This is a genomic window from Ralstonia edaphi (genome assembly GCF_958350185.1).
Taxonomy (GTDB): Bacteria; Pseudomonadota; Gammaproteobacteria; order Burkholderiales; family Burkholderiaceae; genus Ralstonia; species Ralstonia edaphi.
In genome coordinates, this window is record NZ_CATWHI010000002.1 from 901,571 (window position 1) to 927,654 (window position 26,084).

27 protein-coding genes are annotated in these 26,084 nt (G+C 64.7%); 18 read left to right on the forward strand and 9 right to left on the reverse strand.

Going from position 1 to position 26,084, the window contains the following annotated elements; translation table 11 throughout:
• The first annotated feature begins 14 nt into the window (after positions 1-14).
• The 3 genes from kdsB to R2669_RS09395 all read left to right on the forward strand — a co-directional run bounded on the left by kdsB (position 15) and on the right by R2669_RS09395 (position 2,753).
• Positions 15-821, forward strand: coding sequence for a 3-deoxy-manno-octulosonate cytidylyltransferase (gene kdsB, locus R2669_RS09385; protein ID WP_316889916.1), 807 nt, complete (start codon positions 15-17; stop codon positions 819-821).
• 346 nt (positions 822-1,167) lie between these two features.
• Positions 1,168-1,836 carry an adenylate kinase gene (gene adk / locus R2669_RS09390; protein ID WP_316899778.1) on the forward strand — a complete coding sequence of 223 codons (669 nt, stop codon included), beginning with the start codon at positions 1,168-1,170 and terminating at the stop codon, positions 1,834-1,836.
• Positions 1,837-1,994: 158 nt separating this feature from the next.
• Positions 1,995-2,753 carry a 3-hydroxyacyl-CoA dehydrogenase gene (locus R2669_RS09395; RefSeq protein ID WP_147213380.1) on the forward strand — a complete coding sequence of 253 codons (759 nt, stop codon included), beginning with the start codon at positions 1,995-1,997 and terminating at the stop codon, positions 2,751-2,753.
• A 17-nt stretch (positions 2,754-2,770) separates the two neighbouring features.
• Here R2669_RS09395 and R2669_RS09400 read toward each other — a convergent pair whose 3' ends face one another.
• On the reverse strand, positions 2,771-3,664 hold the full coding sequence (locus R2669_RS09400) for a LysR family transcriptional regulator (protein WP_316889917.1): 894 nt from the start codon (positions 3,662-3,664) through the stop codon (positions 2,771-2,773).
• A gap of 119 nt (positions 3,665-3,783) precedes the next feature.
• Here R2669_RS09400 and R2669_RS09405 point away from each other — a divergent pair, with 119 nt between their 5' ends.
• Positions 3,784-4,815, forward strand: a complete 1,032-nt coding sequence (locus R2669_RS09405) for a bile acid:sodium symporter family protein (protein WP_316889918.1) — start codon at positions 3,784-3,786, stop codon at positions 4,813-4,815.
• On the opposite strand, the gene R2669_RS09410 is transcribed toward R2669_RS09405, so the two are convergent.
• From R2669_RS09410 to tsaE, 3 genes are read right to left on the reverse strand one after another with little or no spacing between them, the layout of a single operon-like run.
• Positions 4,816-5,361 (reverse strand): GNAT family N-acetyltransferase, encoded by a 546-nt coding sequence (locus tag R2669_RS09410; RefSeq protein ID WP_316872914.1) that lies wholly within the window; start codon positions 5,359-5,361, stop codon positions 4,816-4,818.
• Positions 5,362-5,364: 3 nt separating this feature from the next.
• The gene (locus tag R2669_RS09415; protein WP_316899780.1) at positions 5,365-6,888 is read right to left on the reverse strand and encodes an N-acetylmuramoyl-L-alanine amidase; all 1,524 of its coding nucleotides are present in this window, start codon (positions 6,886-6,888) and stop codon (positions 5,365-5,367) included.
• Positions 6,882-7,460 carry a tRNA (adenosine(37)-N6)-threonylcarbamoyltransferase complex ATPase subunit type 1 TsaE gene (gene tsaE / locus R2669_RS09420; protein WP_316899985.1) on the reverse strand — a complete coding sequence of 193 codons (579 nt, stop codon included), beginning with the start codon at positions 7,458-7,460 and terminating at the stop codon, positions 6,882-6,884. Before tsaE ends, R2669_RS09415 begins: the two co-directional genes overlap by 7 nt.
• A gap of 16 nt (positions 7,461-7,476) precedes the next feature.
• On the opposite strand from tsaE, the gene queG reads away from it, so the two are divergent.
• From queG to plsY, 7 genes are all read left to right on the forward strand, one after another.
• Positions 7,477-8,634 (forward strand): tRNA epoxyqueuosine(34) reductase QueG, encoded by a 1,158-nt coding sequence (gene queG, locus R2669_RS09425; RefSeq protein WP_316899782.1) that lies wholly within the window; start codon positions 7,477-7,479, stop codon positions 8,632-8,634.
• Positions 8,635-8,891: 257 nt separating this feature from the next.
• Entirely contained in the window at positions 8,892-9,542 is a 651-nt protein-coding gene (locus R2669_RS09430; RefSeq protein WP_316899784.1) for a chalcone isomerase family protein, read from the forward strand.
• Between the two features lie 112 nt (positions 9,543-9,654).
• On the forward strand, positions 9,655-10,632 hold the full coding sequence (locus tag R2669_RS09435) for a tripartite tricarboxylate transporter substrate binding protein BugE (protein WP_316899786.1): 978 nt from the start codon (positions 9,655-9,657) through the stop codon (positions 10,630-10,632).
• Positions 10,633-10,694: 62 nt separating this feature from the next.
• A complete protein-coding gene (locus R2669_RS09440; RefSeq protein ID WP_316899788.1) occupies positions 10,695-11,171 on the forward strand; it encodes a methylated-DNA--[protein]-cysteine S-methyltransferase in 477 nt (158 codons plus the stop codon).
• A complete protein-coding gene (xerD, locus tag R2669_RS09445) occupies positions 11,168-12,103 on the forward strand; it encodes a site-specific tyrosine recombinase XerD (protein ID WP_316899790.1) in 936 nt (311 codons plus the stop codon). The genes R2669_RS09440 and xerD overlap by 4 nt, the downstream gene beginning before the upstream one ends.
• Positions 12,104-12,123: 20 nt before the next feature.
• The gene (ybaK, locus tag R2669_RS09450; RefSeq protein WP_027680658.1) at positions 12,124-12,615 is read left to right on the forward strand and encodes a Cys-tRNA(Pro) deacylase; all 492 of its coding nucleotides are present in this window, start codon (positions 12,124-12,126) and stop codon (positions 12,613-12,615) included.
• Positions 12,616-12,685: 70 nt separating this feature from the next.
• Positions 12,686-13,309 (forward strand): glycerol-3-phosphate 1-O-acyltransferase PlsY, encoded by a 624-nt coding sequence (gene plsY / locus R2669_RS09455; protein ID WP_316899792.1) that lies wholly within the window; start codon positions 12,686-12,688, stop codon positions 13,307-13,309.
• On the opposite strand, the gene R2669_RS09460 is transcribed toward plsY, so the two are convergent.
• The gene (locus R2669_RS09460) at positions 13,306-14,322 is read right to left on the reverse strand and encodes a GlxA family transcriptional regulator (protein ID WP_316899794.1); all 1,017 of its coding nucleotides are present in this window, start codon (positions 14,320-14,322) and stop codon (positions 13,306-13,308) included. The genes plsY and R2669_RS09460 overlap by 4 nt on opposite strands.
• A gap of 160 nt (positions 14,323-14,482) precedes the next feature.
• Here R2669_RS09460 and R2669_RS09465 point away from each other — a divergent pair, with 160 nt between their 5' ends.
• Positions 14,483-16,867, forward strand: coding sequence for an acylase (locus R2669_RS09465; RefSeq protein WP_316899795.1), 2,385 nt, complete (start codon positions 14,483-14,485; stop codon positions 16,865-16,867).
• A 66-nt stretch (positions 16,868-16,933) separates the two neighbouring features.
• Here R2669_RS09465 and R2669_RS09470 read toward each other — a convergent pair whose 3' ends face one another.
• Positions 16,934-17,419 (reverse strand): YajQ family cyclic di-GMP-binding protein, encoded by a 486-nt coding sequence (locus R2669_RS09470; protein ID WP_147213394.1) that lies wholly within the window; start codon positions 17,417-17,419, stop codon positions 16,934-16,936.
• A 106-nt stretch (positions 17,420-17,525) separates the two neighbouring features.
• Here R2669_RS09470 and murB point away from each other — a divergent pair, with 106 nt between their 5' ends.
• From murB to argG, 3 genes are all read left to right on the forward strand, one after another.
• The gene (gene murB / locus R2669_RS09475; protein ID WP_316899796.1) at positions 17,526-18,554 is read left to right on the forward strand and encodes a UDP-N-acetylmuramate dehydrogenase; all 1,029 of its coding nucleotides are present in this window, start codon (positions 17,526-17,528) and stop codon (positions 18,552-18,554) included.
• Between the two features lie 148 nt (positions 18,555-18,702).
• Positions 18,703-19,020 (forward strand): pyrimidine/purine nucleoside phosphorylase, encoded by a 318-nt coding sequence (gene ppnP, locus R2669_RS09480; RefSeq protein WP_316899798.1) that lies wholly within the window; start codon positions 18,703-18,705, stop codon positions 19,018-19,020.
• Positions 19,021-19,168: 148 nt separating this feature from the next.
• Positions 19,169-20,506, forward strand: a complete 1,338-nt coding sequence (gene argG / locus R2669_RS09485; protein ID WP_316899800.1) for an argininosuccinate synthase — start codon at positions 19,169-19,171, stop codon at positions 20,504-20,506.
• Positions 20,507-20,592: 86 nt separating this feature from the next.
• Here argG and argF read toward each other — a convergent pair whose 3' ends face one another.
• The gene (gene argF / locus R2669_RS09490) at positions 20,593-21,519 is read right to left on the reverse strand and encodes an ornithine carbamoyltransferase (protein ID WP_316899802.1); all 927 of its coding nucleotides are present in this window, start codon (positions 21,517-21,519) and stop codon (positions 20,593-20,595) included.
• 369 nt (positions 21,520-21,888) lie between these two features.
• Between argF and R2669_RS09495 the strand changes: the two genes are divergently transcribed.
• Positions 21,889-22,212 carry a DUF3579 domain-containing protein gene (locus R2669_RS09495; protein ID WP_027680651.1) on the forward strand — a complete coding sequence of 108 codons (324 nt, stop codon included), beginning with the start codon at positions 21,889-21,891 and terminating at the stop codon, positions 22,210-22,212.
• A gap of 142 nt (positions 22,213-22,354) precedes the next feature.
• Here the strand turns inward: R2669_RS09495 and rpsT are convergent, their stop codons facing one another.
• Entirely contained in the window at positions 22,355-22,621 is a 267-nt protein-coding gene (gene rpsT / locus R2669_RS09500) for a 30S ribosomal protein S20 (RefSeq protein WP_004631753.1), read from the reverse strand.
• Positions 22,622-22,936: 315 nt separating this feature from the next.
• Between rpsT and murJ the strand changes: the two genes are divergently transcribed.
• Together murJ and R2669_RS09510 are read left to right on the forward strand one after the other, a co-directional pair.
• Positions 22,937-24,490 carry a murein biosynthesis integral membrane protein MurJ gene (gene murJ, locus R2669_RS09505; protein ID WP_316899804.1) on the forward strand — a complete coding sequence of 518 codons (1,554 nt, stop codon included), beginning with the start codon at positions 22,937-22,939 and terminating at the stop codon, positions 24,488-24,490.
• A complete protein-coding gene (locus R2669_RS09510; protein ID WP_147213398.1) occupies positions 24,490-25,335 on the forward strand; it encodes a SirB1 family protein in 846 nt (281 codons plus the stop codon). The genes murJ and R2669_RS09510 overlap by 1 nt, the downstream gene beginning before the upstream one ends.
• Before the next feature lie 3 nt (positions 25,336-25,338).
• On the opposite strand, the gene R2669_RS09515 is transcribed toward R2669_RS09510, so the two are convergent.
• A complete protein-coding gene (locus R2669_RS09515) occupies positions 25,339-25,986 on the reverse strand; it encodes a VTT domain-containing protein (protein ID WP_316899805.1) in 648 nt (215 codons plus the stop codon).
• Positions 25,987-26,084: the final 98 nt, after the last annotated feature.

The following is a 26,084-nucleotide window of genomic DNA, read 5'->3' on the forward strand; positions in this document are numbered from 1 at the left end:
CGAAGGTCGCCGTCATGTCGCACGCGCCATTCATCGCTGTCATTCCCGCGCGGCTGGCGTCCACGCGGCTGCCCAACAAACCGCTGGCCGACATCGACGGCAAGCCGATGGTGGTGCGCGTGGCTGAACGCGCGCATCAGTCATCCGCCGCGCGCGTGGTGGTCGCCACCGATGCAGCGTCCGTCGCCGATGCCTGCATGCAGCATCACGTGGAAGCCGTGCTGACGCGCGCCGACCACGCCTCGGGCACCGACCGCCTGGCCGAAGTGGCCACCGTGCTGGGCCTGCCCGATGACGCCATTGTCGTCAACGTGCAAGGCGACGAGCCGCTGATCGCACCGACGCTGATCGACAACGTGGCCGCGCACCTGCGCGACCATCCCGACTGCGCCATCGCCACCGCTGCCCACCCGATCCACGACCCGGCCGACGTGTTCAACCCGAACGTCGTCAAGGTCGTGCTCGACGCCGCCGAACGGGCACTGTTGTTCTCGCGCGCGCCGCTGCCCTGGGCGCGCGACACCTGGACGCCCGCCGTCATGGCGCGCTCCGTTGTGGAGCGCCCGTTGCCGGCCATGCCCGTGCTGCGCCATATCGGCATCTACGCGTACCGCGCCGGATTCCTGCGCCGCTTCCCGCAATTGGCCGCCGCCCCCATCGAGCAGACGGAGCAGTTGGAGCAACTGCGCGCCATGTGGCACGGTGAACGCATTGCCGTGCTGACCACCGATGACGCCCCCGCCGCCGGTGTCGACACCCCCGAAGACCTCGCACGGGTGCGCGCCGCCTGGGCTGAACTTCTGGCCCAGGATGGCCCCTGAGCCCGCGATTTCTCTGAACTTTGCGTGCGAGGCTGCCAAAACCCCGTCCTCGCCATGGCATAATCGCGAGGACGACAAGCCGCATGACGGCGCCCACGCAGGCGCCACAGCGGCGACAGGGAGACAAATCGAGCCATGGGTGCCGCCGTCCGGCGGACGCCTGATTCCCCAGAGTCCGGTAAGGCTGGCGTCAACTTCGCCCGCTAGGCTGCCTGTTCGCGTCGATTGCGTCGCCATGGCTTGATCACCAGGCGTATTGGGAATCCGCCCTCTTGGACCGATTCCCAACGCGCTTCACACAGCTTGACAGCGCGACAGGATTCGAAAACTTGAGGAACTCGTCACCATGCGGTTGATTCTGTTGGGCGCGCCCGGCGCCGGCAAAGGTACGCAAGCCAAATTCATCTGCGAAAAGTTCGGCATTCCGCAGATCTCCACCGGCGACATGCTGCGCGCGGCCGTCAAGGCCGGCACTCCGCTGGGTATCGAGGCAAAGAAGGTCATGGATGCCGGCGGCCTGGTGTCGGATGACATCATCATCGGCCTCGTGAAAGACCGCCTGCAACAACCCGACTGCAAGAACGGCTACCTGTTCGACGGTTTCCCGCGCACCATTCCGCAAGCGGAAGCCATGAAAGACGCCGCTGTGGCGATCGACTACGTGCTGGAAATCGACGTGCCATTCGACGCCATCATCGAGCGCATGAGCGGCCGCCGCGTGCACGTGGCGTCGGGCCGCACGTACCACGTCAAGTACAACCCGCCCAAGACCGAAGGCGTGGACGACGAAACCGGCGAACCGCTGATCCAGCGCGACGACGACAAGGAAGAGACCGTGCGCAAGCGCCTGGACGTGTATGAGAACCAGACGCGTCCGCTGGTGGACTACTACTCGCAGTGGGCCGCCAACGGCAACGGCGCCGCCAAGGTGGCGCCGCCGAAGTACCGCAAGATCAGCGGCGTGGGCAACGTCGATGAAATCACGACCCGCGTGTTCGGCGCGCTGCAGGACTGAGCGCACCACGCAATACCCGCGACGAAAAAAGGCGCCTCGATCATGAGGCGCCTTTTTTTTTGCCCGATCGCCGACCGCTTCGCGCTACCATACGACGCTGAACTTGACGCGAACGTAAACGTCAAGTAACTCGCAAACCACACACAAGGAGACACGGCATGGAGATTCGCGATCAGGTATTCATCGTCACCGGCGGCGCGTCGGGACTGGGCGCAGGCACGGCACGGACGTTGGCCGAAGCTGGCGGCAAGGTGGTGATTGCAGACCTGAACGAGGCCGCCGGCACCGCGCTGGCGCAGGAACTGGGCGGCCGCTTCGTGCGCTGCGACGTCACGTCGGAAGCCGACGGCCAGGCGGTGGTGGACGCCGCCACGTCGCTGGGCACGCTGCGCGGGCTGGTGAACTGCGCGGGCATCGCGACAGCGTCGCGCACGGTCGGCAAGACGGGGCCGCACCCGCTGGATCAATTTGCACGCGTGATCAACATCAACCTGATCGGCACGTTCAACATGATCCGCCTGGCCGCGACGGCCATGGCGGGCAACACACCCAATGCCGGCGGCGAGCGTGGCGTGATCATCAACACGGCATCGGTGGCCGCCTTTGACGGGCAGATTGGCCAAGCGGCTTACGCGGCATCCAAGGGCGGCGTGGTGGCGATGACGCTGGCGATTGCGCGAGACCTGTCGCGCGACGGCATCCGCGTGATGACGATTGCACCGGGCATTTTCGAGACGCCGATGCTGCTTGGCATGCCGGCGGAAGTGCAGGACGCGCTGGGCAAGATGGTGCCGTTTCCCCCGCGCCTCGGTAAGCCGGCGGAATATGCGCAGCTCGCGCGCGCGATCGTCGAGAACCCGATGCTCAATGGCGAGACCATCCGCCTGGATGGCGCCATCCGCATGCAGCCGAAATAAGCGCGGCAGTCAGGCCATCAGGCGGCCGGCAGCGCCATCCGGCGGATCATCTGCCACGCGGCCTCGGCCGCCGGCGAAAGCGACCTGTCATGCCGCCGCGCCAGCACGATGGCGCGCGTCTCCTTGGGCGACAGCGGCACCGCCACCAATGGCGACGAAGACGGCAGCGGCAACGACAGCGACGGCACCACGCCCGCGCCGATGCCCGCTTCCACCATCCCGAAGACCGCGCTGCTATGGCCCATCTCCTGCGTGACGTCAGGGTGAACGCCGTGGCGCAGGAAGATGCGGTCGATCAGCGGTCGACTGCCCGAGGCGTGATCGAGCAGGACGACCGCTGTGCGATGCAGATCTTTCCACCGTACGCTGCTGCGCTGCGCGAACGGGTGATCCTTGCGGCAGACCAGGCAGAACGGATCGATCAGCAACGGCTCGGTCCGCAGGCCTTCGGTATCGAGCGGCTCCACCACCACACCGAAATCGGCGCCGCCCGTGCGGATCAACTGCAGCGTGTCGACCTGCACGGAGTCACGCACAATCATGCGGATGTCCGGATAGCGCACCGCGCACTCGGCCACATACACCGGCATCAGCCGTGTCGACACGGTCGGGCTGGACGCCACCACCACGCGTCCGCGCCGCTGCTCGCCGACCTGGCGCGCCTGTTGCAACGTGTCGTCCAGATCGGCCACGAGGCGGTCCAGCGCCGTCGCCAGCGAGCGCCCCACTTCCGTCAGCACGACTTCACGGGTGGTGCGATCGAGCAACTTCAGGCCCAGTTCGCCTTCCAGCTCCGAGATCGAACGGCTCACGGCCGGCTGCGTCAGGCCGATGGTGTCGCCCGCCCGGCTGAAGCTGTGCGCGCGTGCCACCGCGAGAAAGACGCGCAACTGGCGCAAGGTCACATTCATGCTGACGACGTATGAATCGATTCGATCAATGCATTTGTATTCTAGATAGGGATGTTGTGCAATAGCGGCTATCCCGCCATCCAACCCGCGCCGTTACGTAATGGTGACCGCGCACGCACATGAAGATCCCGCTGTTATCTCCGCTGTTGTCCCAGATTGATGGGTTCATTCGCGCCATGCTGGTGATGGTCGCACTGGCCCTCTTCTTCCCGGCGCTTGGCGCGAGCGACGGCCCGCTGCGCCTCGACATCGTCACCATCGTCGGCGTGTCACTGGTGTTCTTCCTGCACGGCGCGGCGCTCTCGCGCGAGAAGATCGTCGAAGGCGCGCGCAATTGGCGTCTGCATCTGTTCGTGCAGAGCTGCACCTTCATCCTGTTTCCGCTGATCGGCGCGGTCATTCTGTTTGTCTGCAAGCCGTTCATTCCGGCGGAGCTGCTGCTGGGCGTGTTCTATCTGTGCGCGCTGCCGTCCACGGTGTCGTCGTCGGTGGCGATGACGGCCATGGCCAAGGGCAACGTGCCGGCCGCCATCTTCAACGCGACCATCTCAGGGCTGATCGGCATGATCGCCACGCCGCTGCTGATGAGCTTCGTGATCCAGGCGTCGGGCGCGGACCTCTCGGTCGGCAAGGCGCTGCTGGGCGTGGCCGAGCAACTGCTGCTGCCCTTCGTGCTGGGGCAGTTGCTGCGCCCGGTCATCGGCGGGTTCATCAACAAGCACAAGGCGATCATCAACAAGGTCGACCGCGCGGTGATCCTGCTGATCGTGTTCAACTCGTTTGCAGACTCGACGCACGCGGGTGTGTGGTCGAAGTATCCGTGGGAGACCATCGTGGCCGTGGCCGTGATGAGCGGCGCGCTGCTGTTCGTCGTGCTCGGTGCGACGACATGGCTCTCGCGGCGCGCCGGTTTCAGCCTGGCCGACGAAATCACTGCTGTGTTCTGCGGCTCGAAGAAGAGCCTGGCGAACGGCGTGCCGATGGCGAAGATCCTGTTTGCCGGCAACCCCGCGCTGGGCCTGATCGTGCTGCCGCTGATGATCTATCACCAGTTGCAGCTCATCGTGTGCTCGGCGCTGGCGCGCAGGTATGCGGATCGGGTTGCCCACGCAGAGGCCAGCGCAGGCGCCCCGGCAAGCCGCGCGGCCTGATCAAGGCAAGCGCGTCAGACCCGCGAATTCCGCTTCCGGCCAGTGGTAGGTGCACACCCAAGCGTGGCCGCCATCAGCCGTCTCCAGCCAGTCCCGGCTGACCGGCACACCGCCCAGGGCTTCGTAGAAGCCGATCGCGGCGGTGTTCGCCTCGTACACCAGCAGATGCAACTGCGTGATGCCCTGAGCGGCGGCCCAGCGCGCCGCTTCGCCCATCAGACGCTTCCCGACACCATGGCCACGTGAGGCCGGCAGCAGATGCAGGTTGTCGACGAACGCACCCCAGGGCGTGCCGTTTTCACGCAGGGCGCACAGAAAACCGATGGTCTGGCCGTCCAGATCGGCGCACCACACCTGCTGTCCGGCCACGGGTGCGGCCATGCGCTCACGCCATTTCGCCTGGATGTCGGTCGCTGCGCGGCCATCGAGATACGCGTCGGACAAAACGCCCAGCCCGCGATACGCGCTTTGCCAGCTGCGGGTATGAATGTCGGCGATGGTGCCGGCGTCGGACGCACCGCCTTCGCGCAATACGAGCGTCGTCATGCCTCAGACGCCCGGGTTGCGCGACAGCGGCGGGTTCTTGGCGAAGTACGCCCGAATGCCGCGCAAGATGGCGTCGGCAAGCTGGTTTTGGTGACCCAGGTCATTGAGCTTGGCTTCTTCCTCGGGGTTGGAGATGAAGGCCGTCTCGACCAGGATCGACGGAATGTCCGGCGCCTTGAGCACCGCAAAGCCCGCCTGCTCGACCTGCCCCTTGTGCAGCCGGTTGATGCCGCCAATCTGGTCCAGCACCGCCTTGCCGACCTTCATGCTGTCGGTGATCTGCGCGGTGGTCGACAGATCGAGCAGCACGCGCGTGACCTGCGCGTCTTTCGAACCGAGATTGGCCCCGCCGATCATGTCGGCCGCGTTTTCCTTGTTGGCGAGCCACTTGGCCTGCGCGCTCGACGCGCCGCGATCGGACAGCACGAACACCGATGCCCCGCGCGCCTCCGGCGAGAGGAACGCATCGGCATGGATGGAGACGAACAGATCCGCCTGCACGCGGCGCGCCTTCTGCACGCGCACGCCCAGCGGGACGAAATAGTCGGAATCGCGCGTCATCATGGCCCGCATGTTGGGCTGAGCGTCGATCTTGGCCTTGAGCATGCGGGCGATCGACAGCACCACGTCTTTCTCGTGCGTGCCTGCGCCGCCCGTGGCGCCTGGGTCTTCGCCGCCATGGCCGGGGTCGATGGCGACGGTAAGCAGGCGGCGCATGCGCGGGCCGTTTGAGGGCGTGCGCGGCACAGGCTGCTCGGGAACGATCTCCAGCGGCGGCGTGTTCGGCGCGTTGGCGAGCGTGGACGGAGGATTCGCAGCGGCGGCAGGCGGCGTCTTGCGAGGCGGCGTGCGGCCGGCAAGCGCCGGGTGTTGCGGCTCTTCGATCGGCGGTTTGGTCGGGCTGCCGCTGCTGCCGCGCCGCGCCAGCGCGGCAATCGGGTCATCGTCATCCGACGGGTCCAGCATCGGCGTGCCGCCGGATGCGGCAAAACGCTCCTGCTTGCCTTCGGTGGCCTGCACGAGCTGCATCAGCGGGTCGGGCGGGTTGGTCGGGTACAGGTCAAACACGAGCCGGTTGCGATAGCCGGCAATCGGCAGCAGCGTGAACACCTGCGGGTTGACGCTTTCCTTCAGGTCGAACACCAGGCGCACGACGCTCGGCCGGTTCTGGCCCACGCGCACCTGGCGGATGTACGGATCGTTCGGCGCAATCTTGGCCACCAGCTCGCGCAACGTCGGGTTCAGGTCGAGCCCGTCGATGTCGACCATCAGGCGATCCGGATCCTTGATGAGCTGATGCGTGGCCTTGAGCGCGACGTCGGATTCGATCGTCACGCGCGTGTAGTCCTCGGCGGGCCACACGCGCACGGCGACGATGTTGGCGCCGCGTGCGATCTGCGGGCCCACCAGGCTCAGGATGACCGTGCCTGCGCCGGCCTTCGCCATGCGCGTGAGCCATTGGCGGCGGGCCTGGCTCGGCAGGTTGGGATCATCCGGTCGGTCGGTCGGCAGATGCTTGATCAGCATGGGAACAGGTGTTGCAACGACTGTAGAAGTTGAAGGCCGGTCTGCGTGCCTGCGCTCAGACGTGCTGCGCGCGGTGCATGCTCAACGCCGTCATCGTAGGTTTCGTGCACAACGTCGACCGATAAAGCGATGTGCAGGTCGGGCGTGCCCAGCAGCGCCTGCGCCTTCTCGGGCCATTCGACCAGGCACAGCGCAGGTTCGGCAAAGCAATCGCGGAACCCGGCGTCGGTCCACTCCTCGGGATCGGCAAAGCGGTACAGGTCAAAGTGATAGACCTTTTGCGTGCCAGTGGTTCCGGCAACGTCGTACGGCTCGACCAGCGTATAGGTGGGGCTGCGCACGCGCCCGGTATGCCCCAGGCCGCGCAGGATGGCGCGCGACAGCGTCGTCTTGCCCGCGCCCAGATCGCCGGAAAGCTGCACCTGCACGGGCCGCGGGCCCAATGCCAGCACGGCCTGCGCGAGTGCCGCGCCAAAGGCCGACGTGGCCGCTTCATCGGTGAGCGAAAGCGTGCGCTCGGCGAGCGGCGGGGTCAGACCAGAAGGCGCGTCAGCAGGGAGCACGGTGGGCATTGCGTACAATTTGGGCATGTCCGCCACCCCCACGTCATCACCCGAAACGAACCTGGATGCACGCCTGCCAGCCGATGCAGCCGGCATGCAAGCGCTTGTCGCGCAGATTCGCTCCTGGGGTGCCGAACTCGGTTTCGACGCGGTCCGCATCGCCGATGTCGACCTGTCGCATGCTGAAGAAGGGCTCCAGACATGGCTTGCGCAGGGGTTTCACGGTGACATGGATTATATGGCGAACCATGGCATGCTCCGCGCACGCCCGGCCGAACTTGTTGCCGGAACGGTACGCGCCATCGTCGCGCGGATGCCGTATCTGCCACATCTGGCCGATCCGCAAACACCCGGCAGCGACTGGCGCGCCATCGAGTGGGACCGCCTGCGCCGCCCCGAAGACGCCACCATCTCGCTCTACGCGCGCGGCCGCGACTATCACAAGGTACTGCGCCAGCGCCTGCAGAAGCTGGCAGAAAAGATTGCCGGTGCCGTCGGGCCGTACGGTTTCCGCGTATTCACGGATTCGGCGCCGGTCCTGGAAGTCGCGCTGGCCACCAACGGCGGCCTCGGCTGGCGCGGCAAACACACGCTGCTGCTCGACCGCGATGCGGGCTCGATGTTCTTCCTCGGAGAGATCCTCGTCGACCTGCCCTTTCCCGTCGACCCACCCGTGGAGCCCCATTGCGGCAACTGCACGCGCTGCATCGACGTGTGCCCCACGCAGGCCATCGTCGCGCCATACACAGTGGACGCACGCCGATGCATCTCGTACCTGACCATCGAGCACAAGGGCAGCATCCCGGTCGAACTGCGCCCGGCGATGGGCAACCGCGTCTACGGCTGCGACGACTGCCAGCTCATCTGCCCATGGAACAAGTTTGCGGTGCCGGCCAACCTGCCCGACTTCGACGTGCGCAACGGATTGGACGCGGCCACGTTGGCTGAGCTGTTCCACTGGACCGACGCCGAATTCAACCAACGGCTGGAAGGCAGCCCGATCCGCCGCATCGGGCACGAGCGTTGGCTGCGCAACATTGCCGTGGCGATCGGCAACGCACTGCGCGCGCCGCCGCCCGATAGCGCGCGCGCGCAATTGACTGCCGCCCTGCACGCACGCGCTGATGATCCTTCAGAACTCGTGCGTGAACACGTGGCCTGGGCGCTGACACAGTCGACGTAAGCGCTCGCTCGTGTTGGGCATGCGAATGCAGCAGGACTGTGATGTGGTTTTAATCTGGAATTCCAAGTTGCCGCACCGATCGGTTTAAAACCGGACAATGCGCGCCTGGTACAAAGCCACGAATACCTGCTTAACGCTCATGCCGGCAGGGCCTTATACCGCCTAGTACGCAAACGCTTGCGCATCAGGGCAGACACCGATTGTTTGCAAATAAATTATCGGGAAAATGGCGGCTTAATCTCAAACCGCCCATTTCGATGTTTTCCGCTCTTGTTGATCTCCGTCGCGCATTGCAGGTTGCTGCGCGTGCCCGCTCATCGTGGACGGCACGCGCGTGGCGCGACGGCGTCGTGGCCACGGTGCTCTGTGCCGCGTGCATGGTTCCGGCATGGGCAACGGTGAACGTCGAAGGCGTGCCGTTCGACGATGCCGCACGCGTGGGCGGCCGCGAACTGCTGCTCAACGGCACAGGCCTGCGCTCAGTGTTTGTCATCAAGGGCTACGTGGCAGGCCTGTACCTGCCTGAGCGCGCGAAGAACGCAGCGGTCATCCTCGGCATGAAAGGGCCGAAGCGGCTGCAAATCCATCCGCTGCGCGATGTGGGCGCCGACACGTTCATCCACGCACTGAACGACGGCATCCATCGCAACCAGACCGAAATTCAAGTACAGAGGCTGGCCGACCGGCTGACGCAGTTGGAAGACGCGATGCGCCAGATCGGCTCCACCAAGCGCGGCGACACCATCAACTTCGACTACGCTCCCGACGCCGGCACCACCATCAGCATCAACGGCGTGGCACGCACGAAGGCCATCCCCGGTGAAGACTTCTACCAGGCCGTGCTCAGCATCTTCATCGGCAACAGCCCGGTCGACCGTGACCTGAAAAGCGGGCTGCTGGGAACCTGACAATCTGACGATTGGCTTTTCAGGGTTTCCCCGGTTGCCGTGTGGCGGGCGTTTGCCGTTGTGCTATTCAGCAGTTTCCCCACAAGAACGCACACCACGCTAGGAGGAGACCATGACCAAGGGACGACTGATTGCCAGCCTGATCGGCGCCGCAGGAATGGCGTTGTGCGGGCCGGCGGTGGCCGACAACTACCCCACGAAGCCGCTCAAGCTGATCATTCCGTTTCCGCCAGGCGGCACGACAGACATCGTGGGGCGCGGCGTAGCCGACCAGCTTTCCAAGGTGCTGGGCCAGGCCGTGGTGGTGGAAAACAAGGGCGGCGGCGGCGGTTCGATCGGCGCAGACGCCATCGCCAAGGCGGCGCCGGACGGCTACACGATCGGCATCGCCACCGTCTCCACGCATGCCGTTAACCCGGCGTGCAACCCGAAGCTTTCGTACGACCCGCTCAAGGATTTCAAGCCGATCACCAACCTGGCCACGGTGGCCAACGTGATTGCGGTCAACCCGACCTTTCCAGCCAAGAATTACAAGGAATTTGTCGCGGTGCTGACGGCCAATCCGGGCAAATATTCGTTTGCGACATCGGGCACCTGCGGCATCGGCCACATGCTCGGCGAAGAGTTCAAGGTGCTGACCAAAACGCAGATGGTTCATGTGCCGTATCGCGGCGCGGGGCCTGCGCTGAACGACGTGCTGGCCAACCAGGTGCCGATCATGGTCGACAACCTGCCGTCGTCCATTCAGTTCATCAAGGGCGGCAAGCTGCGGCCGATCGTGGTGGCGTGGAACAAGCGCATCGATAGCCTGCCCGATGTGCCCACCTTTGCCGAAGTCGGGCTGAAGGATGCGAATGACCCGGCGTGGTATGGCCTGGTCGCGCCGGCGGGCACGTCCGACGACATCATCCGCAAGCTCAACGAAGCCGCCGTGAAGGCGCTGAAAGACCCCGGCCTGGTGGACCGGTTCCGCGGTGCCGGCGCTGAGCCTGTGGGCAATACGCCGCAGCAATACGCGGCCGAGATCAAACGCGAATTCGACAAGATGCGCACCCTGGTCAAGCAGCAGAACATCAAGCTGGATCAGTAACCCTGCCTCGCCTGGGGCCTGTGCTAGATTCGCAGGATTGTTTTCCAGCGCCGGCCCCTGTCATGCCATCCCCTTTCGACGCCGTTCTCGAAGCGCCCTTCGGCAAGCTGGGCGTGCGCGTGGCCGACGGCGCGCTTCGTGAACTCGTTTATCTGCCGGAAGGCACACCCCGCGTCGATTCATCGGATGCATTGATCGCAAGGCTGGCCCGGCAGCTCGACGCGTACTACAGCGACCCTCGCGCGACATTCGACATCCCGCTCGCGCGCGCCGGCACGGATTTCCAGCAACGCGTATGGCAGGCCATCAGCGCCATCCCGAGCGGCAGCGTCATCACCTACGGCACCATCGCGCAACAGATCGGCAGCGTGCCGCGCGCGGTCGGCCAAGCATGCGGTGACAACTGGTTTCCGATCCTGATCCCGTGCCACCGCGTGGTGAGTGCCTCCGGCATCGGCGGGTTTTCGCATCACACGGATGGCTACCTGCTGAACATCAAGCACTGGCTGCTGCGCCACGAAGGCGCGATGCTGATATGAGAAAGGCCGCACAGAAAGACGCCGAAGCACCGTCCCTGCCGCCGCAAAGCGCAGACGCCATCCAGCGTTTTTGCGACGCGCTGTGGCTCGAGGATGGCCTTGCCCGCAATACGCTCGATGCCTACCGGCGCGACCTCACGCTCTACGCGCAGTGGCTCGCCGAGCGCAGCAAATCCATCGCCGAAACCGAAGACGGCGACCTGGCCGACTACTTCGCCGCACGCCATGCCGAGAGCCGCGCATCGTCCGCCAACCGGCGCCGTACGGTGTTCAAGCGCTTTTTTCAATGGGCGTTGCGCGAGCATGTGGTGAGCACCGATCCGTCGCGCCTGCTGCCCACCGCCAAGCAGCCGCCGCGCTTTCCGAAGACGCTGTCCGAAACGCAAGTCGAGGCGCTCATCAACGCGCCCGATGTCGACACGCCGCTCGGCCTGCGCGACCGCGCGATGATCGAACTGATGTATGCGAGCGGGCTGCGCGTGTCGGAAATCGTCGCGCTGAAAACGGTGGAAGTCGGCCTGAATGAAGGCGTGGTGCGCGTGGTTGGCGGCAAGGGCGGCAAGGACCGCCTCGTGCCGTTCGGCGCGGAAGCGGGCGACTGGCTGCGGCGTTATCTGCGCGATGGCCGCACGGCGCTGCTCGGCGAGCGCACCGCTGACGCGCTCTTCGTCACCGCGCGCGGCGAAGGCATGACGCGCCAGGCGTTCTGGTATCTCATCAAGCGCTATGCGCTGCTGGCCGACATTCACGCGCCGCTGTCGCCGCACACGTTGCGGCACGCGTTTGCCACGCACCTGCTCAACCACGGCGCAGACTTGCGCGTCGTGCAGATGCTGCTCGGCCACGCAGATATTTCCACCACGCAGATCTACACCCACGTCGCGCGCGAGCGGCTGCGTACGCTGCATGCGCAGCACCATCCGCGCGGATAGCGATCGTTCCCCTGCCCCGTATGAGCAAGTCCAAGCACGTTTCTGAGACGCCCGCCACGCAGTTCCTCAAGGCGCACGGCGTCGCTTTTACCGAACACACCTACGACTATGTCGACAAGGGCGGCACGACCGAGTCGTCGCGCCAGCTTGGCGTCGATGAACATCACGTCGTCAAGACGCTGGTGATGGAAGACGAACACGCCAAGCCGCTGATCGTGCTGATGCACGGGGATTGCTCGGTCTCCACCAAGAACCTCGCGCGCCAGACCGGGCGCAAGAACGTGCAGCCGTGCAAGCCCGAGGTGGCGCAACGGCACAGCGGCTACCTGGTCGGCGGCACGTCGCCGTTTGGCGTGCGTAAGGCGATGCCGGTGTATGTGGAAGCGAGCGTGCTGGAGCTGGAGCGCATCTACATCAACGGCGGCAGGCGCGGCTTTCTCGTGAGCATCGCGCCCAGCGTGCTGACCACCGTGCTGAACGCGCAGCCCGTCAACTGTGCAAACCCCGATTGAAACGAACGCGGCGGCTGGGGCACCCTACGCGGCGCGCTACAATCCCGCAGCCTGATTTCACCGATTTCCTATGTCCCCAGTCGTCGCAACCGTCATTTTTGCCGTGGCCGCCTACCTGATCGGCTCGATCTCGTTTGCCGTGGTGGTGAGCCGCGCGATGGGCCTGGCAGACCCGCGCACCTACGGCTCGGGCAACCCCGGCGCCACCAACGTGCTGCGCTCGGGCAACAAGAAGGCAGCCATCCTCACGCTGCTCGGCGATGCGGCCAAGGGCTGGCTGGCGGTGTGGCTGGCGCAATGGCTGGCCCCGCGCTTTGGCGTGGACGAAACCGGCATCGCCCTGGTGGTGATCGCCGTGTTCCTGGGCCACCTGTTTCCGGTGTTCCACCGCTTTGAGGGCGGCAAGGGCGTGGCTACGGCGGCAGGCATTCTGCTGGCGCTGAACGTGTGGCTCGGGCTGGCCACGCTCGCCACGTGGCTCATCATCGCCGTGTTCTTCCGGTATTCGTCGTTGGCGGCGCTGGTCTCGGCGGTGTTCGCGCCGTTCTTCTACGTGCTGATGAACGGCTTCGACTGGATTGCCGGGGCGGTTGCGTTGATGGCGGTACTGCTCATCGCGCGCCACCGCGCCAATATCGCCAAGCTGCTCGCCGGCAAGGAAAGCCGCATCGGCGAGAAGAAAAAAGCGGCTTAATTCCGCAGCTCGGCGCGCACCGAATGGGCGCGCCGATGCTCTCCCGGCGGCCGCCCCGTGTGCCGCCGGATCAACCGCCGGAAGGCGGACATGTCCTGATAGCCGCACTGCTCGGCAATCGCCGTCAGGCTCAGCGTGCTGACTTCGAGCAGGTGACAGGCGCGCTCCACGCGCAACCGGTGCAGCAATTGCAGCGGCGACATCCCCACCGTTTTCGCGAAATGCCGCAGCAGCGTCCGCTCGCTGGTTGACGCCGCGGCCGCAAGTTTTTCCAGATCAAATGGTTCGTGCAGATGCTGCTGCAGGTAACGCCGCGCGCGCAGCACAACGCTGTCGCGGATGGCCGGTTTGCTGCGCAGCCAGATGCCGATGGCCTCGCCGCGCGAGGGGTGATCGAGCGCCGTATTGCCCAGCGTGCGCGCAAGCCGCGCATCCGCCAATCGCGCGACCAACCGGTGCGTGAGCGCCACGCCATGCTGCATCGCCCGTGCGGTGATGACGTTGCCACTGGTGACAATCGCCTGTGCCGGCACCACCTTCAGGCTGGGGAAATTGCCCTGCACCCAACCGGCAATCAGCCATGTGACAGTCAGGCGCTGGCCCGGCGGCAGCACGTCGGCCAACATCGCCACCCCCGTGAACGGCGATGCCACCAGCCGCCCGGCGTCCAGATAACGGCGGATCGTGGCGCGCTCCACTTCCAGCAGGGCCAGACGTTGCTCCAGCGTGCCGATGTGGTCGAAATGCAGCGGCGGGACGATCAAGGCGTCACCGAGCTGCGTCTCGTCTTCGGGGAGAGCGTCGCAACGGCAAGCGAGCGTTTCTGCAGCCGCCTGCCAACGCGCCGGGTCCCGCGCGATGAGCCGCCAGCCGAACACCGACGCCTTGGCGGCATTGGCCCGCTTGCCGGCCTGCATGGAAGCCAGCGCATTGGCCACGCCAAGCGTGTCGGAAGCCGTGGCCAGCGTGGAGAAACCGGCGTCAGGAAAAATCAGCAGGTCGATTTTCGGCATGCCGCAGTATAGGTCTGGGCGGCAATACGTGTGGCGTTATTGCCCCGAATTCTGGCGGGAATACCTCTTTCGAATCGGACCCGCCCGATTGACGATGCCGCGGTGGCTGCGCACAGACGCAACCGCCCATAACAACATCGACATCAGGAGACAACGCACAATGCAGCGATTCATGCAGGGATTCGCGCGCGGCGCGCTTGCCACGGCCGCGCTTGCGGCGCTTGCCGGCTGCGCAAGCACAGGCGGCGGCTGGGCCACGCCTTCGGACACCGGCCTCTCGGCTGACATCAGCCGCACCCGCTTCGGCATTCCGCACGTCCGCGCCAACGACTACGCGAGCCTCGGCTTCGGCATGGCCTACGCCTATGCGCAGGACAACGTCTGCCTGCTGGCCGACCAGGTCGTCACTGTCAACGGCGAACGTTCGAAGACGTTCGGGCCGGACGGCACGGTCGTGGTGTCGTTCAAGCCGGTGCCGAACACGCAAGCCGACGCCTTCTTCAAGGGCGCATTCGACGAGGCTGGCCTGCGCGCCGGCTATGCACAGATGTCGCCCGAGGCGCGCGAGCTGCTGCGCGGCTACATCGCCGGCTACAACCGCTATCTGAAAGACACGCCGGCCGCCAACCGCCCGGCCGCCTGCCGCAATGCCGACTGGGTGCGCCCGCTCACGGTGGCCGACATGATGCGGATGGGCGAAGAGAAAGCCATTCAGGCGAGCGCGGGCGCCATGCTGCAAAGCATCGTCGCAGCGCAGCTGCCGGGGGGCGCACCGGCATCGGCGGTCATTCCACCGCATGCCGTCGACACCGCCGCGCTCGACCGCGATCTGCAGCTGCGCGACATGCCGATCGGCTCCAACGGTTGGGCCTTCGGCAAGGCCGCCACGGACAACGGCCGCGGTGTACTGCTCGGCAACCCGCATTTCCCGTGGACGACCACCAACCGCTTCTACCAGGTCCACCTGACGGTGCCGGGCAAGCTGGACGTGATGGGCGCGTCGATTGCCGCCTTCCCCGTCGTCAGCATCGGCTTCAACAAAGACGTGGCGTGGACGCACACCGTCTCCACGGGCCGCCGCTTCACGCTGTTCGAACTGAAGCTTGCCGAGGGTGACCCGACCACCTACCTGATCGACGGCAAGCCGCACAAGATGACCACGCGCACCGTCGCCTTTGACGTGAAGCTGCCGGACGGCCGCATCGAGCGCCGCACGCACACCTTCTACAACACGGTGTACGGGCCGGTGCTGTCGATGCCCGCCGGCGGCATGCCCTGGACCTCGCAGAAGGCCTACACGCTGCGCGACGTCAATCGCAACAACACGCGCTCCATCGATACGTGGCTGCATATCGCGCAGGCCAAGGATGTGGCGGGTATCCGGCAGGCCATCGGCAATCTCGGCATTCCCTGGGTGAACACGATCGCCACCGACCGCAACGGCCGCGCGCTGTTTGCCGATGTGTCGACCACGCCCGACGTATCGACCGAAGCGCTCAAGCGATGCGCACCGTCGCCGCTCGCGGACAAGCTCTTCAAGGGCGTGGGCCTCGTGCTGCTCGACGGTTCACGCAGCGCGTGCAACTGGCAGGTCGATCCGGCATCGCCGGTGCCAGGCTTGGTAGCGCCTGCACGCATGCCCGTGCTGGAGCGCGATGACTACGTCGCCAACAGCAACGACAGCTCGTGGCTGACCAACCCGGCGCAGAAGATGACCGGCTTCTCGCCGGTAATGGGCTCGACCGACGTGCCGCAACGCCTGCGCACCCGCATCGGCATCATCGAAATCGAGCGCCGCCTCGCCGGGACAGACGGGCTGCCGGGCAACAAGGTGAATCTGCCGAACCTGCAGGCGATGATCTTCCGGAATGCCAACCTCGCCGGCCACCTCGTGCGTGACGATCTGCTGACCGCCTGCAAAGCCACGGCAAACCTTGACGCCGACGTGCGCGACGGTTGCGCTGCCCTGGCGCAATGGAACCTCACGGACAACGTCGACGCGCGCGCCGCGCATGTGTTCCGCGAGTTCTGGATGCGTGCCAAGGACATCCCACATGTCTACGCCGTCGACTTTGACCCGGCCGATCCGATCCACACGCCGCGCAGCCTGCGCATGAGCGATGCAGCTGTGCGCACGGCCGTGTTCAAGGCGTTGAAGGATGCCGTGGGCGCCGTCCGCACCGCCGGCTTTGCGCTCGACGCACCGCTGGGGACTGTGCAGGCAGCACATGCGCCGGGCGGTGACATCGCCCTGCACGGCGGCGAGGAGTACGAAGGCGTGCTGAACAAGCTGCAAAGCACGCCGATCGGGCCGAAAGGCTTGCAGGTGTATTTCGGCACGAGCTACATTCAGACCGTCACGTTTGACGATCAGGGCCCGGTGGCGGATGCGCTTCTGACCTACGGTGAATCGACCGACGCGGCCTCGCCGCATGCGTTCGACCAGATGCGCGAGTTTTCGGCCAAGCGCTGGAACCGGCTGCCGTTCTCGGAAGCCGCCATCGCCGCCGATCCGGCACTGAAGGTGACCAAGCTGTCGCAGTGAAGTTTTGCCACTGCAAATGCAAACGCCCCGCTCGTGCGGGGCGTTTTGCCTGGAAGCGTGGCGGGTTCAGTCGCGGAAGTTGTTGAAATCCAGCGGCGTGTCGGTCACTTCCTTGCGCAGCATGGCAATCACGCTTTGCAGGTCATCGCGCTTGGCGCCGGTCACGCGCACCGCGTCGCCTTGGATGCTCGCCTGCACCTTGATCTTGCTGTCCTTGATCGTCTTGACGATCTTCTTGGCCAGGTCACCCGAAACGCCCTTCTTGATCTTGACGACCTGCTTCATCTTGTCGCCGCCGATCTTTTGCTTGTCCTGGTAGTCCAGGAAGCGCACGTCGACGTTGCGCTTGGCAAGCTTGTTCATCAGCACGTCGTTGACCTGACCGATCTTGAAATCGTCGTCGGCAAACAGCGTGAGTTCCTGCTCTTTGTGCTCGACGCGGGAGTCGGAGCCCTTGAAGTCGAATCGCGTCGAAATTTCTTTGTTGGCCTGTTCCACGGCGTTCTTCACTTCCACCATGTTGGCTTCGCATACCACGTCAAACGACGGCATCGTGTTCTCCTTGCAGACTTGAATTCGGATTGCTGCGGCGCCTCTGTGCGGGGGCCGCGTGCGCCATGGCTTCTATAATCTCGGCTTTCCCAGCAGATTTGGCGCCATGGCGTTGCTCGACACGCATTATCCCCTAGGCCAGCACAACACGTTCCGTTTCGAGGCCACTGCGCGCTATGCCGCCCACGTTCGCACGCCGGACGACATTTCCACCGCGCTGGCCGACCCGCGCGTGCAGGGCTTGCCGGTGCTGGTGCTGGGCGGTGGCAGCAATGTCGTGCTCACGCGCGATTTCGAAGGCCTGGTGTTGCTGATGGAGATTCCGGGCATCGCCACCGGCCGAAGCATGGTCGATGGCCGCGCAGTCCACACCGTCACCGCAGGCGCGGGCGAAGCGTGGCATGGCCTGGTCGCCCACACGGTGGCGCATGGCTTGCCTGGGCTGGAAAACCTCGCGCTGATTCCCGGCACGGTGGGCGCCGCGCCCATCCAGAACATTGGCGCATACGGCGTCGAGATCAAGGACCGGTTCCATTCCCTACGCGCCTACGACCGCCACGCCGGCGAATTCGTCACCCTCACCGCCACCGAGTGCGCCTTCGGCTATCGCGACAGCCTCTTCAAGCGCAGCGGCGCCGATCGCTACGTCATCACCGAGGTCACCTTCGCCCTGCCGGTCGACTGGCAGCCCGACACGCATTACGCCGAACTCGCGCGCGAGCTGGCCGCGCAACACATCGCCAGCCCGACTGCACAGGACATCTTCGACGCGGTGGTCGCCATCCGCCGCCGCAAGCTGCCCGATCCGGCCGAGATCGGCAACGCCGGCAGCTTCTTCAAGAACCCCATCGTCGATGCCGCCACGCGCGATGCCCTCGCCGAGCGTTTCCCGAATCTGGTCGGCTACGCGCAACCCGACGGCACGTACAAGCTCGCCGCCGGATGGTTGATCGATCAGTGCGGCTTCAAGGGCCGGCAGAGCGGCGCGGTGGGCGTGTATGAAAAGCAGGCGCTGGTACTGGTGCACCGTGGCGGCGGCAGCGCGATCCAGCTGATGACGCTGGCGCGCGAGATCCAGGACGCGGTTCATGCGCGCTTTGGCGTGCGCATCGAACCTGAGCCGGTCGTGGTGTAAACAGTCGGGCGGATGGGCGCGCTGGGCATCTTGCGCCACATCGCACACCTCAAGATTCGGGCAGCACTCGCCTGACGTACCCGCGGTCGATCCAATGGCCTAAAATGGCTGGTTTGACCCCACGACCTCCCTTTTCGCGTTCCATTTCATGACCACCGAAACCTTTGACGGCGTCCGCCTGACCACCAAGGCCAATGTGTACTTTGACGGAAAGTGCGTCAGCCACAGCTTTACCCTGCCCGACGGCACCAAGAAGTCCGTGGGCGTGGTGCTGCCGGCCACGCTGACCTTCGGCACGGCCGCCGCCGAGATCATGGAATGCGTGGGTGGTTCGTGCGAATACAAGCTCGACGGCACCGATGAATGGAAGACGTCCGGCACAGGCGAAAGCTTCCAGGTTCCGGCCAACTCGAAGTTCGACATTCGCGTGACCGAGGCCTACCACTACATCTGCCACTACGCCTGAACCTGTCCAGGATCCCACTGCGCGGCTCGATCTTGACCTTGTGATGCTCGCCGTACCCGTGTACGGCTGCGCCTCTCAGGCCAACCTCGAACCGCTCGCTACGGATTCTGAACAGGTTCAAAGAACTGAAAGACTGAAGAGACACACCATGGAAACCATCCTGCAACACGTTCCCGTCGGCCAGAAGGTCGGCATTGCCTTCTCGGGCGGTCTCGATACCAGCGCAGCGCTGCGCTGGATGAAGAACAAGGGCGCGCTGCCCTATGCCTACACCGCCAATCTCGGCCAGCCCGACGAGGAAGACTACGATGCCATCCCGCGCAAGGCCATGGAGTACGGTGCAGAGAAGGCACGCCTGATCGACTGCCGCCCGCAGCTGGCCAATGAAGGCATTGCCGCTATCCAGTCCGGCGCGTTCCACATCAGCACTGGCGGCATTACGTACTTCAACACCACGCCGCTGGGCCGCGCCGTAACCGGAACCATGCTGGTCGCCGCCATGAAGGAAGACGACGTCAACATCTGGGGCGATGGCTCGACCTTCAAGGGCAACGACATCGAGCGCTTCTACCGCTACGGCCTGCTGACCAACCCGGCGCTGAAGATCTACAAGCCGTGGCTGGACCAGGCCTTCATCGACGAGCTGGGCGGCCGCGCTGAAATGTCGGCGTTCATGACCAAGGAAGGTTTCGGCTACAAGATGAGCGCCGAGAAGGCCTACTCGACGGACAGCAACATGCTGGGCGCCACGCACGAGGCCAAGGATCTGGAACAGCTGAACAGCGGCATCCGCATCGTCAACCCGATCATGGGCGTGGCGTTCTGGAAGCCGGAAGTCGAGGTCAAGGCGGAAGAAGTGTCGGTCACGTTCGACGAAGGCCGCCCGGTCGCCGTCAACGGCCGCGAGATTGCCGACCCGGTGGAGATGTTCCTGGAGTTGAACCGCATCGGCGGCCGCCACGGCCTGGGCATGAGCGACCAGATCGAGAACCGCATCATCGAAGCCAAGAGCCGCGGCATCTACGAAGCCCCGGGGATGGCGCTGCTGCACATCGCCTACGAGCGCCTGGTGACCGGCATCCACAACGAAGACACCATCGAGCAGTACCGCATCAACGGCCTGCGCCTGGGCCGTCTGCTGTACCAGGGCCGCTGGTTCGACCCGCAAGCCATCATGCTGCGCGAAACCGCCCAGCGCTGGGTGGCCCGCGCCGTGACCGGCACCGTCACGCTGGAACTGCGCCGCGGCAACGACTACTCGATCCTGAACACCGAGTCGCCCAACCTGACCTACGCGCCGGAGCGTCTGTCGATGGAGAAGGTGGAAGACGCCCCGTTCAGCCCGGCCGACCGTATCGGCCAACTGACCATGCGCAACCTCGACCTGATGGACACGCGCGACAAGCTGGCCATCTATTCGAAGGCCGGCTTGCTGTCGCTGGGCACCGCCAACGCGCTGCCCCAACTCGACGGCGGCAAGAAGTAACTGCCTGCCGCATCAAGGCAAAAAGGCCGCTCCGACGTCAATCGGAGCGGCCTTTTTTATGCCTGCAGATTGGGGCGGCTGCGCGCTCAATAACGACCGCAGAGCAGGTATTCCATCAGCGCCTTCTGCACGTGCAGGCGGTTTTCCGCCTCGTCCCACACGACGCTCTGCTTGCCGTCGATGACGGCCGCTTCGACCTCCTCGCCGCGGTGCGCGGGCAGGCAGTGCATGAACAGCCCATCGGGTTGCGCGCGCTGCATCATCGCCTCGGTGACCATCCAGTCGCCAAAGGCCTTCTTGCGCGCTTCGTTCTCGGCTTCGTAGCCCATGCTGGTCCACACATCGGTGGTCACCAGATGCGCGCCGTCGCAGGCCTCGAGCGGGCTTTCGAACACATGGACGAACGGCAAAGCTGAATCGGCCACCATGGCCGGATCCAGCTGATAGCCCTTCGGCGCAGAAAAATGGAAGCGGAAACCGAGGATCTCAGCCGCCTGGATCCACGTGTAGGCCATGTTGTTGGCATCACCCACCCAAGTGACCGTCTTGCCCTTGATCGGGCCGCGGTGCTCGATGAAGGTGAAGATGTCAGCCAGCACTTGGCACGGGTGGTATTCGTTGGTCAGCCCGTTGATGACCGGCACGCGCGAATGCGCGGCAAAGCGCTCGATGATCTCCTGCCCGAACGTGCGGATCATGATGATGTCGGTCATGCGGGAGATGACCTGCGCGGCGTCTTCGATCGGCTCACCGCGCCCGAGCTGGGAATCGCGCGTGTTCAGGAAGACCGCGTGGCCGCCGAGCTGGTGAATGCCGGCTTCGAACGACAAGCGTGTACGCGTGGAATTCTTCTCGAAGATCATGGCCAGCGTGCGGTCGTGCAGCGGATGCCACGTCTCGTAGTTCTTGAACTTGGCCTTGAGGATCGCGGAACGGTCCAGCAGGTATTCGTACTCTTCCAGCGAAAAGTCCTTGAACTGCAGGTAGTGCTTGATCGAGCTTGGTGGGTTCATAAAACAACGAAGGCGGCCTGCAGATGACGCACCGGGAACATCCCGTAGCACGTCGCCCTAGCCGCCTTGCCTGTTGAAGATTCAGGCCATCATACGGGATCGCCATCGGTTTGGCGAGTTTCGTGCCTGCGCGGGCCGGCTATCACAAAGGCCCCGGTGAAAGGCCGATGAAAGTCTTATATAAGATATAATACTGGCTGCCTCGGATGCCCCACCCGTCCGCACGCCGGCACGACGAGCCGGTCCGTCCGGTTCACGAATCGGCAACCAGGCAGGCGCATCATCCGCACCACAAGTGCACCCCGCTCGAACGTTGCGGCACCCGCACGGTCGAAGTCGTTTGCAAATCTCCACAGCCCCACGCAGTCCATGGCAGCCAACCCTCGCCAATTCTTTATCCAGGGCGTCACCCGTGACGGAAAGACCTTCCGCCCGAGCGACTGGGCCGACCGGCTGTGCGGTGTGATGGCGCAGTTCCGCCCCGCCGGTGATTCCGGAGATCCCCGCTTCACCTACTCCCCATATGTGCGCCCCGTCATGTCGGGCGGCATCCGCAGCGTGTTCGTCGACGAGCGTCTGCGCGACATCGAACCCAAGGCGCTGGATTTCGTGCTGAACTTCGCGCACGACAACAACCTCCAGCTCGTGGAAGCCTGCATCCTGCCGGAAGGCGGCGCTGCAGCGAAAGCCTGATCCCCAAGAACGCCGCTCCACGCAGCGCCTTGCACATTGCAGGCGCGCAGAATGCAAAAAGCCCGTCCGAAGACGGGCTTTTTATCGTCGGAGCGCAACGTTCGTGTCGCGCCATGCCGGCCCAGGCCGGCATCACCCGAACTTAGGCAGCCATTGCCTTGATGGCAGCGGACAGACGCGACTTGGCGCGTGCAGCCTTGTTCTTGTGAACGATCTTCTTGTCAGCGATGCTGTCGATCGTGCTTTGGGCGGTCTTGAATGCAGCAGCAGCGGCAGTCTTGTCGCCAGCAGCCACAGCCTTGCGGACGCCCTTGATTGCGGTACGCAGACGCGAGCGCAGAGCCGAGTTGTGAGCGTTTTGAACGACGGCTTGGCGTGCGCGCTTGCGTGCTTGTGCGGTGTTTGCCATGGAAAAATCCCTGAAGAAACGGTAGCAAGCGCCCCGGGAGACACGGAAGGCCGAAGCGCGCAAATTGGTGAAAGACGGCAATTATACGCAGACTTCCGCCTTCAACGCAAACCCTGTTGTGAAATCGCCCGGATAGCTGCAGTTTGCGGCTTTTGCAGCACTTTTGGGCGCGTGGCAGGCCGGTCCCTATAATACGGCCGCAATTGTGCCCTCCGGTCACGTTCGTCACGCCGGGCGCGAACCCCGCATGGCGCCGTCGGTCAGACCGCCATCGCCGTGTTTGCCTCCCAGGCGGCGCCCAACCACGCTTTCATCTTGAATCTCCTCAAAACCCTCGCCACGATCAGCGGCCTGACGATGCTCTCGCGCATCACGGGGCTCATTCGCGAAACGCTGATCGCCCGCGCCTTCGGTGCCTCGGTCTACACCGACGCCTTCAACGTCGCCTTCCGCATCCCCAACCTGCTGCGCCGGCTTTCGGCCGAGGGCGCGTTTTCGCAAGCGTTCGTGCCGATCCTGGGCGAATTCAAGAACCGCCAGGGCGAAGCCGAAACGCGCGCGCTGGTCGACTCCGTGGCCACGGTGATGACCTGGTTCCTGGTGATCATCTCGGCGCTGGGCGTGATTGGCGCGCCGTTGATCGTCACCGCTGTCGCGACCGGCTTCAAGGAGCACGAGAGCCAGGCGTACATCTCGGCGATCTTCATGACGCGCGTGATGTTTCCGTACATCGGGCTGGTGTCGTTGGTGGCGCTGGCGTCGGGCATTCTGAATACGTGGCGGCAGTTTGCGGTGCCAGCTTTTACGCCGGTGCTGCTGAACCTGTCGTTCATCGTGGCAGCGGTGTTTGTGGCGCCGCACCTTGAGACGCCGATCTACGCCCAGGCCTACGCGGTGATGGTGGGCGGCATCCTGCAGCTCGCCATTCAGATTCCGTCGCTGCGCAAGGTCGGGATGCTGCCGCGCGTGTCGTTCAACGTGCGGGCGGCGTGGCACCACCCAGGCGTGCGGCGCGTGCTCAAGCAGATGTTGCCGGCAACGCTATCGGTGTCCGTCGCGCAGATCAGCCTGATCATCAACACCAACATTGCGTCGCGCCTGCCCACGGGCAGCGTGTCGTGGCTGAACTACGCAGACCGGCTGATGGAATTCCCGACCGCGCTGCTGGGCGTGGCACTTGGGACGATCCTGCTGCCCAGCCTGTCGAAGGCCAGCGCGGAGGACAACCGTGAAGAGTACTCATCGCTGCTCGACTGGGGGTTGCGGCTGACCGTGCTGCTGGCGGTGCCGTCTGCGGTGGGGCTGTTCGTGTTTGGCGCGCCGCTCACGGCCACGCTGTTCCACTACGGCAAATTCACCGGCATGGACGTCGAGATGACGCGCCAGGCGCTGACGTCGTACGGCGTGGGGCTGATCGGGCTGATAGTCATCAAGATCCTGGCGCCTGGCTTCTACGCACGGCAGGACATTCGCACGCCGGTGAAGATCGCGCTGGTGGTGCTGGTGGCGACGCAGTTGTCCAACTACGTCTTCGTGCCGATTTTCGGGCACGCGGGCCTGGCGCTGTCGATCAGCTTTGGCGCGACCATCAACGCGGCGCTGCTGTTCTTCGGCCTGCGTCGGCGCGGCTATTACCATCCGCTGCCGGGTTGGGGGCTGTTCATTGCGCAGGTGATGTCAGCCGTACTGCTGTTGGCCGGCGTGCTGCTGTGGCTGGCCCACAATTTCGATTGGGTTGGACTGGGCGCCAGGCCGCTTGTGCGCATCGCGCTGCTGGCCGCAAGCCTGGTCCTGTGCGCGGTGGTCTATTTCGGTACACTGTGGCTCACTGGATTGAAGTTCTCCACGTTCCGAAAAAAGGCCATCTGATGACCACTAAAGTCCTCGATTATTTTTCGGCCCTGGTCGCGGACGACGACAGCATCCCCCTCACAGAAACGGCACTGTCGATTGCGCAGGACGCATATCCGGATCTGGACCTGCAGGCGGAGCTGGCCGCCATTGACGTGCTGGTCGCGCGGATCAAGAACCGCATTGCCGACGGCACGCCGGCCATCCAGCGCCTGCGCCTGCTCAATCAGTTCTTCTATCGCGAGCTGGGCTTCGGGCCCAATGCAAACGACTACTACGACCCCGAAAACTCCTATCTGAATGCCGTGCTGCAAAGCCGGCGCGGCATTCCGATCTCATTGGCCGTGCTGCTGATGGAGATCGGCCAGCAGATCGGCCTGCCGCTCAAGGGGGTGTCTTTCCCCAATCACTTCCTGGTGCGCATGAGCATTCCTGCGGGCGAGGTCGTGCTCGATCCGCTGACGGGGCAGACGCTGTCGAAGGAAGAGTTGCAGGACATGCTCGACCCGTACCTGGAAAAGGAAGGCATCGAAGACCCGAACACGGTGCCGCTCGGGGTGTTCCTGCAGGTGGCCACGCACCGCGAAATCATCGCGCGCATGCTCCGCAACCTGAAGGCAATCTATCTGCAGGAATCGCGCTGGCAGCGCCTGCTGGCGGTGCAGCAGCGGCTGGTGATTCTGCTGCCCGATTCGATCGAAGAAGTGCGCGACCGGGGACTGGCCTACGCCAACCTGGAGTGCTTCCGCCCTGCGCTGGAAGACCTGGAAGCCTACGTGGACGCCCGCCCCGATGCGGCCGACACCGCCAAGCTCAAGGAGCGCATGCCAACGCTGCGCGCCATGAGCAAGAACTTGAATTGACGCCTACTTCGGCGCCACAGCGCCGCGACGGCGCCTGAGCAGCTTCCACAGCCCGCCCAGCGCAAGCGGCACGATCGCCGCGCCCAGACCGATCAGCACGATCGTGTTCAGGTGATCGCGAATCACGGGCACATTACCGAACGCCTCGCCCGACAGCACCAGGATCGCCACCCACAGCACGGCGCCGACCATATTGAAGAGCTGGAACTTCGCAAACGTCATCTTCGACACGCCGGCCACGAACGGCGCGAACGTGCGCACCACCGGGATGAAGCGCGCCATCACCAGCGTCTTGCCGCCGTGGCGCTCATAGAAGCCGTGGGTCTTCATCAGCGCTTCGTGATCGAGGAAGCGGATGTGACCGTCGAACACCTTGGGGCCAACCCACGAGCCGACGAAATAGTTGACCGTATTGCCCGTTACCGCGGCGGTGACCAGCAGCACGATGAGCAGCCAGGCGTCCATCTGGCCCGTGGCGCACATGGCGCCGGCAATGAAAAGCAGCGTGTCGCCCGGCAGGAAGGGCAGCACCACAAGGCCGGTCTCGGCAAAGACGATGGCGAACAGCAGCACGTAGACCCACGCGCCGTACTGCTGAATGAGCAGTCCCAACGATTTGTCGACATGCAGAACGATGTCGACGAGTTGCATCACGATATCCAAACCAACCCCCGATTGAGCAGCGGGGAATGATACCGGATGTCAATTAATTTTCCCCTTGCGCCTGCGGGGCTTGCGTCGGTGCGCCG

What these genes read in the sequence shown, in the direction of transcription:
- R2669_RS09515 (WP_316899805.1), bottom strand. Translation starts at nt 25,986, where the DNA reads ATGCAACTCGTCGACATCGTTCTGCATGTCGACAAATCGTTGGGACTG.
- plsY (WP_316899792.1), top strand. Translation starts at nt 12,686, where the DNA reads ATGTCCCCAGTCGTCGCAACCGTCATTTTTGCCGTGGCCGCCTACCTG.
- R2669_RS09495 (WP_027680651.1), top strand. Translation starts at nt 21,889, where the DNA reads ATGGCAGCCAACCCTCGCCAATTCTTTATCCAGGGCGTCACCCGTGAC.
- adk (WP_316899778.1), top strand. Translation starts at nt 1,168, where the DNA reads ATGCGGTTGATTCTGTTGGGCGCGCCCGGCGCCGGCAAAGGTACGCAA.
- argG (WP_316899800.1), top strand. Translation starts at nt 19,169, where the DNA reads ATGGAAACCATCCTGCAACACGTTCCCGTCGGCCAGAAGGTCGGCATT.
- R2669_RS09400 (WP_316889917.1), bottom strand. Translation starts at nt 3,664, where the DNA reads ATGAATGTGACCTTGCGCCAGTTGCGCGTCTTTCTCGCGGTGGCACGC.
- R2669_RS09410 (WP_316872914.1), bottom strand. Translation starts at nt 5,361, where the DNA reads ATGACGACGCTCGTATTGCGCGAAGGCGGTGCGTCCGACGCCGGCACC.
- queG (WP_316899782.1), top strand. Translation starts at nt 7,477, where the DNA reads ATGTCCGCCACCCCCACGTCATCACCCGAAACGAACCTGGATGCACGC.
- R2669_RS09415 (WP_316899780.1), bottom strand. Translation starts at nt 6,888, where the DNA reads ATGCTGATCAAGCATCTGCCGACCGACCGACCGGATGATCCCAACCTG.
- murB (WP_316899796.1), top strand. Translation starts at nt 17,526, where the DNA reads ATGGCGTTGCTCGACACGCATTATCCCCTAGGCCAGCACAACACGTTC.
- tsaE (WP_316899985.1), bottom strand. Translation starts at nt 7,460, where the DNA reads ATGCCCACCGTGCTCCCTGCTGACGCGCCTTCTGGTCTGACCCCGCCG.
- R2669_RS09435 (WP_316899786.1), top strand. Translation starts at nt 9,655, where the DNA reads ATGACCAAGGGACGACTGATTGCCAGCCTGATCGGCGCCGCAGGAATG.
- xerD (WP_316899790.1), top strand. Translation starts at nt 11,168, where the DNA reads ATGAGAAAGGCCGCACAGAAAGACGCCGAAGCACCGTCCCTGCCGCCG.
- R2669_RS09510 (WP_147213398.1), top strand. Translation starts at nt 24,490, where the DNA reads ATGACCACTAAAGTCCTCGATTATTTTTCGGCCCTGGTCGCGGACGAC.
- argF (WP_316899802.1), bottom strand. Translation starts at nt 21,519, where the DNA reads ATGAACCCACCAAGCTCGATCAAGCACTACCTGCAGTTCAAGGACTTT.
- kdsB (WP_316889916.1), top strand. Translation starts at nt 15, where the DNA reads ATGTCGCACGCGCCATTCATCGCTGTCATTCCCGCGCGGCTGGCGTCC.
- R2669_RS09405 (WP_316889918.1), top strand. Translation starts at nt 3,784, where the DNA reads ATGAAGATCCCGCTGTTATCTCCGCTGTTGTCCCAGATTGATGGGTTC.
- ppnP (WP_316899798.1), top strand. Translation starts at nt 18,703, where the DNA reads ATGACCACCGAAACCTTTGACGGCGTCCGCCTGACCACCAAGGCCAAT.
- R2669_RS09440 (WP_316899788.1), top strand. Translation starts at nt 10,695, where the DNA reads ATGCCATCCCCTTTCGACGCCGTTCTCGAAGCGCCCTTCGGCAAGCTG.
- R2669_RS09430 (WP_316899784.1), top strand. Translation starts at nt 8,892, where the DNA reads ATGTTTTCCGCTCTTGTTGATCTCCGTCGCGCATTGCAGGTTGCTGCG.
- R2669_RS09460 (WP_316899794.1), bottom strand. Translation starts at nt 14,322, where the DNA reads ATGCCGAAAATCGACCTGCTGATTTTTCCTGACGCCGGTTTCTCCACG.
- R2669_RS09470 (WP_147213394.1), bottom strand. Translation starts at nt 17,419, where the DNA reads ATGCCGTCGTTTGACGTGGTATGCGAAGCCAACATGGTGGAAGTGAAG.
- R2669_RS09395 (WP_147213380.1), top strand. Translation starts at nt 1,995, where the DNA reads ATGGAGATTCGCGATCAGGTATTCATCGTCACCGGCGGCGCGTCGGGA.
- R2669_RS09465 (WP_316899795.1), top strand. Translation starts at nt 14,483, where the DNA reads ATGCAGCGATTCATGCAGGGATTCGCGCGCGGCGCGCTTGCCACGGCC.
- ybaK (WP_027680658.1), top strand. Translation starts at nt 12,124, where the DNA reads ATGAGCAAGTCCAAGCACGTTTCTGAGACGCCCGCCACGCAGTTCCTC.
- rpsT (WP_004631753.1), bottom strand. Translation starts at nt 22,621, where the DNA reads ATGGCAAACACCGCACAAGCACGCAAGCGCGCACGCCAAGCCGTCGTT.